Raw genomic sequence first — 15,616 nt, forward strand, 5'->3', positions numbered from 1 at the left:
TTATTCTAAGAAGAGCGAAGGTGGATATCAAGTGTTTTGAGGTTCACTTTAATTGTATTACGCTAAAGGAGGAAACATTATATGGGAGAGGTCATGAAAAAAAGTACATCGGGAAACCCTATTTTTTCAGGTTGGTATGCTGATCCAGAAGCAAGAATCTTTGAGAATCGTTATTGGGTTTATCCTACATATTCAGCTCCATATGAGGAGCAGCTCTTCTTTGATGCCTTTTACTCTGATGATCTCGTCAATTGGCATAAGGTTGAAGGGATTTTGAAGCAAAGCGATATCACTTGGGCTCGACGGGCGATGTGGGCGCCCTCACCCATTGAGTACAAGGGTAAATACTATTATTACTTTGCGGCAAATGATATACAAAGTAATGAAGAATACGGTGGTATAGGTGTGGCTGTATCTGATCGACCTGAGGGTCCATTTCGAGATGCCCTTGGAAAGCCATTGATTGATCAATTTCATCACGGGGCTCAACCTATCGATCCTCATGTTTTTATTGACGATGATGAGGTGGCTTACTTGTACTATGGTGGTTGGGGTCACTGTAATGTTGTGAAATTAAATGAAGATATGATCAGTCTGGGAACATTTGAGGACGGTGACGTTTATAAAGAAGTTACACCTCAAGGCTTTGTTGAAGGACCGTGCATGATTAAAAGGAACGAGAATTACTATTTTATGTGGGCAGAAGGGGGTTGGGGGGGGCCAGATTACTCTGTTGCTTATGCGATGTCCTCTTCACCTATCGGACCATTCCATCGTGTTGGAAAGATTCTACAACAAAATCCGCAGGTGGCTACTGGCGCTGGACATCATGGCATGATTCAAATTCCCAATACGGATGATTGGTATATTGTCTATCATCGTAGACCTCTTTCTGAGACCGATGCCAACCATCGTGAAGTGTGTATCGATCGCCTTTTCTTTACAGAGGATGGCAGGATTCGCCCTGTAGATATTACTCTCGAAGGGGTTTCCGCTCGCCCACTTAGAGAAATTCATGGGAAATAAGATCGGTAAAATGATGAAAAGTCAATTACACGGGTCTCAATTTAGCCTTTATAATAGTGCACTCAGGCAGGGAGAGTTTTACCCGCAAGTCATCGCTTACTATTATAAGCAGTGGCAAGGTTTTACGATGGGGTTCCATACTCATCAGGCTGTTGAAATAATGTATGTCATTTCTGGGCAGTGTCAGATTGAAGTAGAGACAGAGGTCTGTGCCTTGCAAAAAGGTCATTTTATTATAATAGATGCACTGATTCCACATCGTCTCATTGTTGATGAAGCAAGCCCTTGTCGAATGTTAAATATTGAGTTTTTATTTAAGGCACAGAAGCTCTCCTTTCCATCATTAAAGCAATTGGCCCAAAGTGAGGCCTCTCTTATGGAACTGCTAAAACTGAATAAGCCTTACATCATGCTCAGAGACCCACAGGATGTCCACAATCTCTTGAAAAGTCTTGTGCTTGAACTTGATAGTGACCATGAGAATGAACTCATGGTTCAATTACTATTGGCGCAACTATTGATTCGAATCTCAAGGCTGCTCAATGAGTCAATGCAGAATCCGGTACGAGCAACAGATGATTATATTAGGCAGGTGATTGATTATATGCATCATCATTATGATCGCGATATTAAGGTCAATGATATGGCTCAGGCTGTTAATCTTCATCCCGGTTATCTGCAACGTCTATTTAAAAATAAAATGGCTTGTTCACTAATTGATTATCTTAATGCTCATCGGATGGATAAAGCTAAAATGCTTCTTACTCAGACGGACATCCCGGTCACAGAAATCTCAGAATACGTTGGAGTCAACACTCGTCAATATTTTAGTGCTCTTTTCAAAAAGCATACAGGACAAAGTCCGCTACACTATCGGCAGACCATTCAAGCGGAAAAAAGAAACTCCCCTATGTAGTTAGGTTAGAATTTTATACATCACTTGGATGATTGGTAAGAATTTTGATAACGGTTTCTTTTTTGAGGCTGTTAAAATATATATATATTTAGTATAGATATTAATGTGAATGGAGAGGCGGTACTCATGTCTTTTAAGATCACTTTTATTGGTGCTGGGAGCATTGGGTTTACAAGGAATTTACTGCGCGATTTACTTGCAGTGAAGGCACTTAGTCATATTAAGGTTGCTTTTACTGACATTAATGAGCGGAATTTAAAAATGGTCAAAGAGTTATGTCAAAGAGATATTGATGAGAATGGATTAGCGATTAAAATTCATGCGACGACCAATCGCAGAGAGGCATTACAAAATGCCAAGTATATTTTTAACGTGGTCCGTATCGGTGGCTTAGAAGCCTTTCAAACGGATATTGATATTCCACTAAAATATGGAGTGGATCAATGTGTCGGTGATACGCTTAGTGCTGGAGGGATCATGTATGGTCAGCGCGGGATAGCCGCTATGCTAGAGATTTGCAAGGATATTCGTGAGGTCGCTGATCCGGACTGTTTACTTCTGAATTACGCGAATCCTATGGCGATGCTCACTTGGGCTTGCAATAAATATGGTGGCGTGAATACAGTTGGCCTTTGTCATGGGGTGCAGGGTGGACACCGGCAAATTGCAGAGGTCTTTGGTCTAAAGCAAGAAGAAGTGGATATTATTTGTGCGGGGATTAATCACCAAACGTGGTACATTCAAATTAAACATAAGGGAGAAGATCTGACCGGTCAGCTTCTAGACGCTTTTGAACATCATCCTGAATTTAGTAAAACAGAAAAGGTTCGGATCGATATGCTTCGTAGATTTGGTTACTATAGTACCGAGTCAAATGGTCATCTCAGTGAGTATGTGCCTTGGTATCGCAAACGGCCAGACGAGATCAGGGATTGGATTGACCTTGGAACATGGATTAATGGTGAGACGGGCGGCTATCTCAGAGTATGTACAGAAGGAAGAACTTGGTTCGAAACTGATTTTCCCAACTGGATGAAAGAACCTGCTCTAAAATATGAAGAAAGCGAAAGAAGTCAGGAGCATGGTTCATATATTATTGAGGGTCTTGAAACAGGACGTGTGTATCGCGGACATTTTAATGTGGTCAATCAGGGTGTGATCGCCAATCTCCCAGACGATGCTATCATTGAAGCACCAGGTTATGTGGTTCGGAATGGCATTAATATGCCGCAAGTTGGAAACCTCCCACTAGGATGTGCCGCGGTATGCAATGTCAGTATTTCCGTTCAGCGCCTTGCAGTTGAAGCGGCGGTTCATGGTGACGATACTTTGCTACGCCAAGCAATGATGATGGATCCCTTGGTTGGGGCGGTGTGTAACCCTCCTGAAATTTGGCAGATGGTTGATGAAATGCTTATAGCTCAAGAAAAATGGTTACCTCAATATACTGGTGCAATAAAAAACGCAAAGGAACGAATGGCTTCAAAGGATCTTATTCCTACACGGAATTATAAGGGAGCCGCACGATTAAAGACAAAAACGATTGAAGAAATGCAATTGAATAAAGAAGAAGCGAAAAAGAATGCGTCTGAAGCAGATAAAGCTTTAGAGAGACCTTCAGCAGTGGATTAAGATTAAAAGAGGCCAATGAATGGAAGCCGCTGAAAAGTTACTTTTTATTATAAATTAAAGAATGCAAAAGCTCTCATATTCTTTTGAGGGTTTCTGCATTCTTTGTTTGTTTCTTTTAATGAAATACACCTTCGACAAGTAAGTTGATTGGAGCGGAAATCAGCCTCTCGACACCCCCTTGCTTTAAAGGGGACACTTTCAGTGGTCACAATGAATGGCCCTCTATTTTTGCCCTATACAAAAGACAATGCTGGCACAGGGATTAAGGTTTTATGACTGATGAAAAAGGCTGCCGTCAAGGTGGTTCAAAAATGATGATGGATCTTGTGGAGCGCCAGGTAAGCAGGCTTAATTTTTTCTTGCATTTAGTCAATAGGAAGACAACAACATGTGTTAAACTATCAACAAGAAAAGTTAAGTAGAATGACGCTTGATTTGTTAAAATAAGCATATATATTAAGTGGTAACAAAGGGATTTAATGAATCTTGCATTGGAGCGGGTAAAATGCACAAAGATATTCCGGAAAAGTGTAAGCGCATACGAGAATGGCTTAAGAGGAAAGGCTATGATGGTCTTTTGATCACGAGCCAAGCGAGTTTCTCTTGGCTCACTGGGGGAAGAGGTTTCATTGGCCTTGCTTCAGAGAGAGCATGCGGGAGCATTTTAGTGACCACTGACCGTTTAGTGCTATTTGTTAATAACATTGAAGCGAACCGATTACAGAATGAGGAATTAGAGGAAGATTATTTTGAGGTTATTAAGACCTCTTGGTTTAGTGCTGATGAGGAGAAAGCGAAGCTTGAGGCCTATACTTCTCAATATCAGCATATTGTTCATGAGGAAGACCACTTACAGGATGTCATCAAACTGCGCTCTGTTTTAACAATGGAAGAAAGAGAGAGCTATCATCATTTGGGGCAAGACGCTGCTGAGGTATTAGAAGAAGTCTGCCACACCTTAAGTCGCGGTGATACAGAATATCAAGTGGCCGGTCAACTCGCCAAAGCGTGTTATGAACGAGGGATTGAACCTATCCTGACTTTAATCGCTGCTGACGAGAGAGCTTTTTATTACCGGCATCCGCTCCCAACATCTAAAATGATTGACCACTATGTGTTGCTTGCTCTCGGTGCTCGAAGGAAGGGGCTCGTGGCTTCACTGAGTCGCCTCGTGCATTTTGGTTCTATACCAGAAGCGTTGGCTCGTAAACATCGAGCGGTTGCAGCTGTTGATGGCTTATTCATTGAACACACACGACCAGGTGTCAGTGTTTCTGACATTTTCAACAAGGGAGCTCGTTCCTACGAAGCGTTTGGTTTTAAAGAGGAATGGCAGAATCATCATCAAGGAGGGATGACGGGTTATCTGTCTAGGGAATACCGGGCGACACCAGACTCAACAGAATGTGTCGAGCTTTATCAAGCCTTTGCTTGGAACCCGTCAATCGCAGGGGTGAAGTCTGAGGATACTCTTATTGTAGGGGAAACAAATAACCTAATCGTGACACGGACAGAAGCGTTTCCTGAAATTGAGATCTCTGTTGGTGAAAAATCTTTGGTGCGCCCTGCTATTTTAGAGCGTAAGCATCAATATGCGGGTAAGAATTTTGTAGAACTCTAAGCCTTTAAGGAGGGAAAAGTATGACGGTTAAAACTGCCGATGTATTGACGACTGTTCAAGAGATTGTAGAGAACACACCGATTACAGATATACATACACACCTCTATTCTCCTCAATTTAAAGAACAGCTCTTGTTTGGTATTGATGAGCTATTAACCTACCACTATTTAATCGCGGAAACGATGCGCGTTGTGCCTTTGTCCTATGAAGAATACTGGCAGCGATCAACGAAGGAACAGGCTGATCTTATTTGGGAAGAATTATTTATTAAACGGACACCTTATAGTGAGGCCTGTCGTGGAGTGGTAACGACGTTATCAAAGCTCGGCTTAAATTTGCAGAGTAAGGATTTAGAAGCCTATCGTGAAGAGGTGGCGACTTCAAGTATTGAGGAATATGTCGATCGCATCTTTCATTTAGCTCATGTCAACAGTGTGGTCATGACTAATGATCCTTTTGATCCTAAGGAACGTCAAATTTGGCTTGAAGGCCCTGAACGAGATCCGCGATTCCATGCCGCCCTTCGCATTGACCCATTACTGAATAGTTATACAGACATTGTTGAAGATTTAAGAGATTGGGGCTATCAAGTAGGAGACGATCTGGCCGATCAAACGGTTCAGGAACTGCAACGATTCATAGAGGATTGGGTCGAAAGGATGGCGCCTCTTTATGTCGCAGTGTCTCTGCCAGATGATTTCAAGTATCCAGACACGTCTATACGCTCGGCTTTAATAGAAAAGGTCTTGCTTCCTGTATGTCGAAAAAAGAACCTTCCTTTTGCCATGATGATTGGCGTGAAAAGAAGTGTAAACCCACAACTAAGAAGCGCTGGGGATAGTGTCGGTAAAGCGGATATTCAATCTGTTGAATATTTGTGTAAAAATTTCCCGGAAAATAAGTTTATGGTCACGATGCTTTCTAGAGAAAATCAGCATGAACTCGCTGTTACAGCAAGGAAATTCAGAAATTTAATGGTTTTTGGTTGTTGGTGGTTTCTCAATAATCCGACTTTAATCGAGGAAATAACAGCAATGAGGTTTGAACTGCTCGGTACAAGTGTCATTCCCCAACATTCTGATGCAAGAATCTTAGATCAATTGGTTTATAAGTGGGATCATTCTCGGAAAATTATTGCGAAGGTTCTCACGCGCCAATATCAAAATTTAATCGATGCCGGTTGGACATTGACCGAAGAGGATATTCGTCGAGATGTTAAACAATTATTCAATGATAATTTCTGGGATTTTATATCATTAAAGCTCTCGTGAGTCTTTAGAGGTGGGATGGGTGTGATTACTTCTTTTTTAAATGGGGATCAGGCAGTTGGTATGGATTACCATCAACGAACCATCGGTCAAAGTGGCTATGAATCCGACTTTCATTCCCATTTAGAATTTGAAATTTATTACTTTCACAATGGAGAATGTAACTATTTTATCAATGATAAGATTTACCGATTAAGGCCAGGTGACATGATTGTGATGCACGGGCTGACCTTGCACAGACCCAATCCTAATCTCCTTATTCCTTACGAGCGGACTAAGGTGCACTTTAAGCCCTATTATTTAGAAAATTTGATCAAAGCTTTTAATACCTTAGATTTATATCGGCCTTTTCGCCAACTGAAAAATACACGAATGAATCTACGACATCGTGAAAATGAGCTGGAGCGTATTTTTAGCGCATTGCATCAGAGTTATCAACTTCAAGGGGAGCCGTTATATGATGCAAGATTACAAATCTATTTATTGGAGCTATTGACCCTGATCTATCAATCGTGTGCTGAAAAGCTTGACCCACATGCCTTTGAATCGGGTGTCAACCCTAAGGTCGCCAATGTTCAAAAGGTCATCGACTTTATTGAGGACCACTTTCAAGAGAAAAGTCTTACTTTAGATGATGTTGCCTCAGGAACTTATCTAAGTAAATATTATATTTCCAGAATCTTTAAAGAAATAACTGGGGCAGGATTAACGGACTATATTACTATCAAGAAGGTGAATTTAGCAAAGCAACTTCTTTTGGAGGGGAGAACAGTAACAGAGGCAGCTTTTGAGGTTGGTTATAAACACCCCGCTCATTTTAGCCGTATTTTTAAGCAGAAGGTGGGCATGACAGCTGACCGCTATCGCAAGTTAAATGACATGACATAAGGGTTGGAAGAGGAGGAGATAAAATGGTGACATTAACAGCTTTTGCAGATGAAATTTCAGCTGATTTTAACGTTCAACTCGATACGTTACAAGAGGAAGGGATTAGACACATTGAGTTTCGCGGAGCCTGGGACACTGGCGTCCTAAAACTAAGCGATGAAGAGCTGGACCGTGTTCAAGTCATGATGGAGGAAAGAGGTTTTAAGCTCTCCTCTATTGGTTCTCCAATAGGGAAAATAAAGATTACAGATGACTTTGAACCCCATCTTAAAGACTTTGAAAGAGCTCTAGCCCTGGCGAAGCGTTTCAATGTCCCTTATATTCGGATCTTTTCCTTCTTTATTCCAGAAGGGAAAGACCCAGCAGACTACCGTGATGAAGTGATGAGAAGAATGACGGAACTTGTTAGGCGTGCAGAGGAAGCTGGGATTACGCTATTGCATGAAAATGAGAAGGAAATATATGGTGACACAGCCGAGCGCTGCCTAGATCTTTTTCAAACCTGTGCATCACCACGGTTCCGTTGTGCTTTTGATCCAGCAAATTTTGTTCAATGTGGTGTTCAACCTTTCACTGAAGCCTATCCTTTGCTTAAGCCTTATATTGAGTATTTGCATATAAAGGATGCTCTTTTTAAAGATAATAGTGTTGTCCCAGCTGGAGAAGGTGACGGTCAAGTAAAAGAAGTATTACAAGCAATGAAAGAGCGAGACTATGATGGATTTCTTTCTTTAGAACCTCATTTGGCGCAAGCAGGTACATATTCAGGATTTAGTGGTCCAGATCTTTTCCAAGTGGCCTCTAAAGCATTAAAGAAACTTCTTGTAGAACTTGATGAAACATGGGATTGATCAATGGAGAAGAGGTGAGAGCAAGTGCGTTCAGTTCGAATCGGGATTATTGGGTTAGGCAATATGGGCACGGCTCATGCCCAGTATATAAGTGAAGGAAAAGTTTTAGGTGCAGAGCTTGTTGCGGTTTGTGACATCAATAAAGAACGCTTAGAGTGGGCCCGACATCATTTTGAAGAAGGAGTACAGTGCTTTGAGGCGGTTGAAGACTTGCTTGCCTTTGATGGACTCGATGCCGTCATGATTTGCACCTTGCATTATACCCATCCGGATTATGCGATAAAGGCCTTTTCTCATGGCTTACACGTTCTCATCGAAAAGCCAGCAGGGGTGTATACAAAACAGGTTCGGGAGATGAATGAAGCGGCAAGGAAAAGTGGCTTAGTCTTTGGCATTATGTATAATCAGCGAACGAACCCTTTGTATGTCAAGCTGAGAGAAATGGTGACATCAGGGGAACTTGGAGAAATCAGACGGACGAACTGGATCATTACTGATTGGTACCGCAGTCAAAGCTACTATGATTCTGGGGATTGGCGCGCAACATGGTCCGGTGAAGGTGGCGGAGTGCTCCTCAATCAGTGTCCCCATCAGCTTGATTTATGGCAATGGGTCATCGGCATGATGCCTAAGCGAGTCCGGAGTTTCTGTTCCTTTGGTAAATACCGGGATATAGAGGTCGAAGATGAAGTGACTGCTTACTTAGAGTATGAAAATGGCGCAACTGGAGTGTTTATCACGAGTATTGCTGAAGCGCCAGGGACCAATCGTTTGGAAGTCATCGGTGACAAGGGGAAGGTTGTCGTCGAAAATGATCAGATCAATTTCTGGCAGCTGCAAATGTCAGAATCTGAGTTTAATAGAGTGAATACAGAAAAATTTGCTCGACCTAAAAGTCGTGAGGTCCCGCTAACTGTCCCAAAAGAGGAGAGTGGGCATCACGTGATAACTCAAAACTGGATAGAAGCTATGACGAAAGGAACGCCATTGATTGCCCCTGGTGAAGAAGGCATTAATGGACTCACACTCTCTAATGCGATGTATTTATCAACATGGACCGAAGACTGGGTCCAACTCCCTATAGATGATGATATTTATTATGAACAATTACAAAAGAAAATTGCGCAATCGACATTAGCGTAGTGTTAGGAGGTGATGAGTATGTTTGATTTAACGGGGAAAACAGCGGTCATCGTCGGTGGAACGAGCACTCTAGGATCGGCAATGGCAATGGGACTGGCTAAACAAGGGGCGACCATCGCATTGGTGGGACGAAATCTTGAGAAAGCCAGTGAAGTCGAACAAAAGATTAAAACATTTGGAGTAGAGGTTCGTACCTTTCAAGCTGATGTAACAGATGATCGGGCCCTTAAAAGTGCTGCCGATGAGATCGTTGCATGGGCAGACTCTTGCGATATTCTTTTAAATGCCCCTGGTGTGAATAGTACGACACCCTTTTCGGAGCTCACTATGGATGAGTGGGATCACATCATGAATGTGAATTTGAAAGGTGTTGTTTTAAGCTGTCAAATCTTTTCTAAACATATGATTGAGCAGGGCAACGGAGGGAGTATTATCAATATATCCTCGGTTTCTTCAACGACACCACTTTCAAAGGTATTTACTTACTCGGCGTCTAAAGCAGGGATAAATAGTATAACACAATATTTAGCGCGGGAATTTGCCCCTTATAACATACGTGTTAACGCTGTGATCCCAGGCTTTTTTCCCGCAGAACAAAATAGGAAAATTTTAAGTGAAGACAGGGTTGCTGCGATCATGAGGCATACACCTATGGAAAGATTTGGGGATCCAGAAGAGTTACAAGGTGTGGCTATTTGGCTGGCCTCAAAGAAGGCATCAAGTTTTGTAACTGGAGAACTGATTCGAGTAGACGGTGGCTTTGGAGCCATGACCATTTAAAAAATAAGGAGTGGGGAACTTATGAAACAGAAATTTGCGGCACAATTGTTTACGTTGAGAGAAGAATTAAAACGCGGCATTCGACCTGTATTTAAGGAACTCAAAGCGATGGGCTGGGCTGGGGTCCAACTTTCAGCGTTGCCCGAGGGTTATGACAGGGAAGAAGTCGCAGCAGCCTTAAAAGAAAACAACTTAGGGACCGCTGGCATGCACATTCCTTTAAGTCGGATGGAGGAAGATCTGGAAGATGTTCTTGCCGAAGCTAGTCTTTATAATACAAAAGATGTGGTCTGTCCTTATTTACCGGATGATGTTAGAGCAAATGACGGCTATCGACGTGTAAAAGAATCACTGAATCAGATTGCAGATCGTGCCGAAGGCTTTAGAATTAGTTATCATAATCATAACTTTGAGTTTGACACACAAATTGATGGAAAGTCAGCACTGGAGTTCTTATTAGAGCCCTCTCCAGAAAATAAGATTTTTGCAGAGGTTGATGTTTTTTGGGTCAAGAAGGCAGGAAGAAATCCGTTAGACTTCATTCAGCCCTATAAAAATCGAATGCCTATTATTCATTTAAAAGATATGACAGACGATGACAAACAAACCTTTGCCGCTGTGGGAACAGGGACGATTGATTTTGCTCCGATATTGGAATGGGGCGAACAATCCGGTGTGGAATGGTACGCGGTTGAGCAAGATGTTTGTCCAGGAGACCCTATGGAAAGTTTAAAAACAAGTTTGGAAAATCTTAATCAACTGGCACTCCAAGTTCAAAAATAATTGTAAAGATAAGGGTGGTGTTTGCTTTGGCTAAATTAAAAATAGGAATTATTGGGATCGGAAATATGGGAAGTTCTCATGCGCGTTATCTCATAAATAATGAAGTTCCGGGAGCAGAACTTACAGCTGTATGTGATACAAATCCCGAACGATTAAGATGGGCTAAAGAAGCTTTATCGGATAGACTTCAGACCTATGATAATGATAATGAGTTTTTTGCTTCTAGTGGTATAGAGGCGGTCATTATCGCAACACCCCATTATGATCATTCACCATTGGCCATTAAGGCGTTTAAGCAGGGGCTTCATGTGATGAGTGAAAAACCAGCGGGCGTGTATACAAAGCAAGTTCGTGAAATGAATGAAGCGGCCAAGGCGAGTGGAAAAGTCTTTGGTATTATGTACAATCAACGGACCAATCCTTTGTATCAAAAATTAAGAGACCTTGTTCAGTCAGGTGAACTCGGGGAGATAAAAAGAACAAATTGGATTATTACTAACTGGTATCGTCCGCAAAGTTATTATAATTCAGGGGGATGGAGAGCGACTTGGGAAGGTGAAGGTGGCGGTGTCCTTCTGAATCAGGATCCTCATCAGCTTGACTTGTGGCAATGGACATGTGGAATGATGCCGAAACGCGTGCGGGCCTTTTGTGGCTTTGGAAAATATCATGATATTGAAGTCGAAGACGATGTTACCGCATATGTTGAATATGAAAATGGAGCGACCGGTGTCTTTGTTACCTCTACAGGAGATGCGCCGGGAACCAACCGCTATGAAATATCCGCTGATAAAGGCAAGGCGGTTATTGAAAACGGGAAACTCACCTTTTATAGACTCCGACAGTCGGAGCGAGAATTTAATCGCGAATATCAAGGCGGTTTTGGTGAACCAGAATGCTGGAAGATTGATGTTCCGATCGTAGGGAAAGCGACAGACCATAAAGGCATTACGACCAATTGGGTTAATGCTATTCAAAATGGAACTGCGTTATTGGCTCCTGGTGAAGAAGGTATTAAAGGCTTAGAAATTTCCAACGCAATGCATTTATCAGCATGGACAGACGATTGGGTCGATCTGCCCATAAATGAGGACCTTTATTACAGTAAACTCCAGGAAAGAATTAAGGCCTCAACCTTTCAAAAGAAGCACACTGGAAATCGAACGCTCAACGTTGAAGGCACGCATTGATAATTAATGTGAAGAAGGTGCTCACAAGAGTTACCTTCTTCTTTATTTTATAAGAATATATGAAATTTAATGAAATTAACCGAATATTATATTAAAATAATAGATGGACAATTATTTTTTTCTTATGATTGTTAATTAATTTTATAAAGAATAAGGTGCTCCAGATTCAGTTTTAAAATTTAAAAAGAGGATGTGTTTATCTGTGATCAATGAAAAACTACCAAAAATATGGTACGGTGGCGATTATAACCCTGAACAATGGGATAGGAAAATTTGGGATGAAGACGTTCGGATGTTTAAGCTCGCAGGCATTGACGTTGCCACGTTAAATGTTTTCTCGTGGGCTTTAAATCAACCGGATGAAGAGACCTATTATTTTGAGCATCTCGATGAACAGATCAACCGTCTTTATGAAAATGGGATTTATACTTGTTTGGCTACAAGCACAGGTGCGCATCCAGCCTGGATGGCCAAAAAATATCCAGATGTATTACGAGTAGATTTCAATGGACGTAAGCGGAAGTTTGGCGGACGACATAACTCCTGCCCTAACAGCTCAACCTATCGCAAGTATGCAGGATTAATGGCGGAAAAATTAGCTGAACGTTACAAGGATCATCCGGCTGTTTTAATCTGGCATGTATCCAATGAATATGGGGGTTACTGTTATTGTGATCAGTGCGCAGAAAGTTTTCGGACCTGGCTAAAGGAGCGCTATAAGACGATAGATAAAGTCAATCAGGTTTGGAATACACGCTTTTGGGGCCATACCTTCTATGACTGGGATGAAATTGTTCCACCTAATGCTTTGAGTGAAGAAGGAGAAGGCAATGTATCTTCTTTCCAGGGTATTTCTTTAGACTATCGCCGCTTCCAGTCGGAGAGTTTGCTGGAGTGCTACAAAATAGAATATGAGGCACTTAAAAAACATACACCAAATATACCGGTGACCACTAACCTTATGGGGTTATATCAGGAATTAGACTACTTCAAATGGGCCCCTTATTTAGATGTTGTCTCATGGGACAACTATCCAGGTTTGAAAACGCCAGAAAGTCTTACAGCAATGACCCACGATTTGATGCGAGGGCTAAAAAGCGGTCAGCCCTTTATGCTGATGGAGCAAACACCCAGCCAACAAAACTGGCAACCCTATAACTCTCTTAAACGTCCAGGTGTTATGAGACTGTGGAGCTATCAAGCCGTGGCTCACGGTGCTGATACTGTTCTATTTTTTCAGTTAAGGCGTTCCGTCGGGGCCTGTGAGAAATATCATGGTGCAGTGATAGAACATGTCGGTCATGAGCATACCCGTGTTTTTAGAGAGGTTTCCGAGTTGGGTGGAGAATTACAACGCCTCTCGGATCATTTGCTAGATTCACGCCTTCAATCAAAGGTTGCTATTGTATTTGATTGGGAAAATCGTTGGGCGATTGACCTATCCAGCGGGCCGAGTGTTGCCTTGAATTACGTGAATGAAGTCCATAAATATTATGACGCCCTATATCACTTGAACATTCAAACGGATATGATCGGTGTAGAAGAAGATCTAAGTCAATATGATGTGGTTATCGCTCCTGTACTGTACATGATTAAACCGGGATATGCGGAAAAAATTGAATCCTTTGTAAAAAATGGCGGTACGTTCGTGACAACTTTTTTCAGTGGGATTGTTAATGAAAATGACCTTGTTACACTTGGGGGTTACCCTGGTGAACTTCGAAAGGTTCTAGGTATTTGGGCTGAAGAAATTGATGCATTATTTCCAGATCAAAAAAACCAGATCGTATTAAAAGAAGAGCGTGGAAACCTTCATGGCCAGTATGAATGTGGTATTCTCTGTGATTTGATTCACTCCGAAGGGGCAAAGGTAGTTGCTGAATATGGATCTGACTTTTATAAGGGGATGCCAGTATTAACAGAAAATGCTTATGGTGATGGCAAGGCCTGGTATGTCGCTTCAAGTCCTGATGAGGGCTTTTTAAAGGATTTCCTATCTCATCTTTGTGAAGACAAGGGCATCCAACCATTATTAAAAACGCCTCAAGGTGTAGAAGTAACCGAACGGGTTAAAGATGATCAGACTTACTTGTTTATTCTAAACCATAATGAGGCATCCGCCACCGTTGATCTAGAAGAGTTAGAGGCAATCGATTTGTTGAAGCAACAAAAAGTCTCAGGAAGCGTATCTGTGCCTAGTAAAGGCGTCATGATATTGAAGAAATAAGTAGAAAAAGGCTATCTAAAAACATAGATTATGAACTATGAGGTAGCTAAGTTCCCTCGAATCACTATAATTTCATTTGTTAACCAAATTTAGTTCAATGATAAAGTGAATCTACGTCATTAAATACGTAGGAATGCTGAAGGAAGTGTGTTGAAAAAGGACTGAACGCCTTATCTATCCTATAGATAAAGGGTATCAGTCCCTTTTATAACCTATTATACTGTTATTTTTCTATTGTCATTCGGGATTTGGGGGTGCAACTGAATCCCGAATAATGATTTCACCATTTATTAAGACCTTTTCGGGGTAATATTCTTGATGTTTAATTCTCCAGAACATTTTTGATACGGCACGTTTTCCTAAAAATTTTTTAAAAACCTGACAGGTGGTTAACGATGGGACTACGTATGATGAAGAGTCTAAATTATCATATCCGGTAATTGAAAAATCCTCTGGAAGTTTAAAATTGTGTCTCTTTAAAACATCTATGATGTTATGAGCAATGTTATCATTGGCACAAACAAAGGCTGAAGGGAGTTTGTTTTTTTCTTTTGCGCTCTCAATCCAATGATCAAACTCCTCGATCCATCCTGCACTTGTATAATTTAGGGTGAAAATATTTTGGGATTTTGAATTGTAAAGATTTGCTTTTTCAAGCGATGTGCGGAATCCTAACCAGCGATCATAAAAACTTTTAGAGTAATTAAGATCTCCCACAAAGATTAATTTATTGTGTCCCATAGCAATTAAATAATTTGTGATCTTTAATAAACCATCAAAATTATCCATAAAAATGGAATCGGCTTCTAAAAGGGGTTCCTCATGATCTACTAAGACAATAGGCGTGTTAAATTGTTTTATTTCCATACACAACTCAGGGGAGATATATCCTACGATGATAATGCCCATGAGCTTAGATACGTTTAACACGTTAGTTAAGCTGTTTGATTCACTAATAATCACAATGCCTGTACCTCTTCTTTTGGCTTCCTCTGTAATGCCATCAATTATTTCACTCCAATAGTTGGAATGCTTTGATTGATATCGAAAATTGGCCAAGAGGACTGCAATAAAATCACCCTTATTCTCGTTTGTTTCTATATTTTCTCCTGCAGTATAAGGGAGATTTGAATAACCTAATTGTTTGGCGGTGAATATGACCTTCTCCCTTGTCCGCTTATTAACTCCAGGTTTCCTATTAAGTGTTTTTGAAACCACAAATTTTGGGCTCTATTATATATGTTGGGGTTTGTAGACAATTTACAATGCTGTTTTGGTTAAGTGAAAAATA

At 41.2% G+C, this 15,616-nt stretch carries 13 protein-coding genes; 12 read left to right on the plus strand and 1 reads right to left on the minus strand.

The annotated features are described in order from the left end of the window. Positions 1-81: 81 nt before the first annotated feature. The 12 genes from IEV91_RS16090 to IEV91_RS16145 all read left to right on the plus strand — a co-directional run bounded on the left by IEV91_RS16090 (position 82) and on the right by IEV91_RS16145 (position 14,325). The gene (locus tag IEV91_RS16090) at positions 82-1,026 is read left to right on the plus strand and encodes a glycoside hydrolase family 43 protein (RefSeq protein ID WP_188498450.1); all 945 of its coding nucleotides are present in this window, start codon (positions 82-84) and stop codon (positions 1,024-1,026) included. Further along, a complete protein-coding gene (locus IEV91_RS16095; RefSeq protein ID WP_229745621.1) occupies positions 1,016-1,942 on the plus strand; it encodes an AraC family transcriptional regulator in 927 nt (308 codons plus the stop codon). Before IEV91_RS16090 ends, IEV91_RS16095 begins: the two co-directional genes overlap by 11 nt. Positions 1,943-2,068: 126 nt before the next feature. Next, complete coding sequence (locus tag IEV91_RS16100; RefSeq protein WP_188498451.1) at positions 2,069-3,574, plus strand: alpha-glucosidase/alpha-galactosidase; 1,506 nt, start codon at positions 2,069-2,071, stop codon at positions 3,572-3,574. A gap of 505 nt (positions 3,575-4,079) precedes the next feature. Beyond that, positions 4,080-5,195: a M24 family metallopeptidase gene (locus IEV91_RS16105; protein ID WP_188498452.1), complete on the plus strand. Its 1,116-nt coding sequence runs from the start codon at positions 4,080-4,082 to the stop codon at positions 5,193-5,195. 20 nt (positions 5,196-5,215) lie between these two features. Further along, positions 5,216-6,466, plus strand: a complete 1,251-nt coding sequence (locus tag IEV91_RS16110; protein WP_188498453.1) for a glucuronate isomerase — start codon at positions 5,216-5,218, stop codon at positions 6,464-6,466. A gap of 21 nt (positions 6,467-6,487) precedes the next feature. Further along, positions 6,488-7,351: an AraC family transcriptional regulator gene (locus tag IEV91_RS16115; RefSeq protein ID WP_188498454.1), complete on the plus strand. Its 864-nt coding sequence runs from the start codon at positions 6,488-6,490 to the stop codon at positions 7,349-7,351. Positions 7,352-7,374: 23 nt separating this feature from the next. Further along, entirely contained in the window at positions 7,375-8,202 is an 828-nt protein-coding gene (locus tag IEV91_RS16120; RefSeq protein ID WP_188498455.1) for a sugar phosphate isomerase/epimerase family protein, read from the plus strand. A gap of 24 nt (positions 8,203-8,226) precedes the next feature. Beyond that, positions 8,227-9,345 (plus strand): Gfo/Idh/MocA family protein, encoded by a 1,119-nt coding sequence (locus IEV91_RS16125; RefSeq protein WP_188498456.1) that lies wholly within the window; start codon positions 8,227-8,229, stop codon positions 9,343-9,345. A gap of 12 nt (positions 9,346-9,357) precedes the next feature. Beyond that, positions 9,358-10,125, plus strand: coding sequence for an SDR family oxidoreductase (locus IEV91_RS16130; protein ID WP_188498457.1), 768 nt, complete (start codon positions 9,358-9,360; stop codon positions 10,123-10,125). Positions 10,126-10,146: 21 nt separating this feature from the next. Continuing rightward, entirely contained in the window at positions 10,147-10,908 is a 762-nt protein-coding gene (locus tag IEV91_RS16135) for a sugar phosphate isomerase/epimerase family protein (RefSeq protein WP_188498458.1), read from the plus strand. Between the two features lie 26 nt (positions 10,909-10,934). Further along, complete coding sequence (locus tag IEV91_RS16140) at positions 10,935-12,098, plus strand: Gfo/Idh/MocA family protein (RefSeq protein WP_188498459.1); 1,164 nt, start codon at positions 10,935-10,937, stop codon at positions 12,096-12,098. Between the two features lie 202 nt (positions 12,099-12,300). Next, positions 12,301-14,325 carry a beta-galactosidase gene (locus IEV91_RS16145; protein ID WP_188498460.1) on the plus strand — a complete coding sequence of 675 codons (2,025 nt, stop codon included), beginning with the start codon at positions 12,301-12,303 and terminating at the stop codon, positions 14,323-14,325. A 237-nt stretch (positions 14,326-14,562) separates the two neighbouring features. On the opposite strand, the gene IEV91_RS16150 is transcribed toward IEV91_RS16145, so the two are convergent. Next, positions 14,563-15,543, minus strand: coding sequence for a LacI family DNA-binding transcriptional regulator (locus tag IEV91_RS16150; RefSeq protein WP_188498461.1), 981 nt, complete (start codon positions 15,541-15,543; stop codon positions 14,563-14,565). Between the last annotated feature and the right edge of the window lie 73 nt (positions 15,544-15,616).

The sequence above is a fragment of the Pullulanibacillus pueri genome, from assembly GCF_014639255.1.
In the GTDB taxonomy this organism is placed as follows: domain Bacteria; phylum Bacillota; class Bacilli; order Bacillales; family Sporolactobacillaceae; genus Pullulanibacillus; species Pullulanibacillus pueri.

What these genes read in the sequence shown, in the direction of transcription:
- IEV91_RS16090 (WP_188498450.1), top strand. Translation starts at nt 82, where the DNA reads ATGGGAGAGGTCATGAAAAAAAGTACATCGGGAAACCCTATTTTTTCA.
- IEV91_RS16135 (WP_188498458.1), top strand. Translation starts at nt 10,147, where the DNA reads ATGAAACAGAAATTTGCGGCACAATTGTTTACGTTGAGAGAAGAATTA.
- IEV91_RS16120 (WP_188498455.1), top strand. Translation starts at nt 7,375, where the DNA reads ATGGTGACATTAACAGCTTTTGCAGATGAAATTTCAGCTGATTTTAAC.
- IEV91_RS16105 (WP_188498452.1), top strand. Translation starts at nt 4,080, where the DNA reads ATGCACAAAGATATTCCGGAAAAGTGTAAGCGCATACGAGAATGGCTT.
- IEV91_RS16100 (WP_188498451.1), top strand. Translation starts at nt 2,069, where the DNA reads ATGTCTTTTAAGATCACTTTTATTGGTGCTGGGAGCATTGGGTTTACA.
- IEV91_RS16130 (WP_188498457.1), top strand. Translation starts at nt 9,358, where the DNA reads ATGAGTATGTTTGATTTAACGGGGAAAACAGCGGTCATCGTCGGTGGA.
- IEV91_RS16095 (WP_229745621.1), top strand. Translation starts at nt 1,016, where the DNA reads ATGGGAAATAAGATCGGTAAAATGATGAAAAGTCAATTACACGGGTCT.
- IEV91_RS16110 (WP_188498453.1), top strand. Translation starts at nt 5,216, where the DNA reads ATGACGGTTAAAACTGCCGATGTATTGACGACTGTTCAAGAGATTGTA.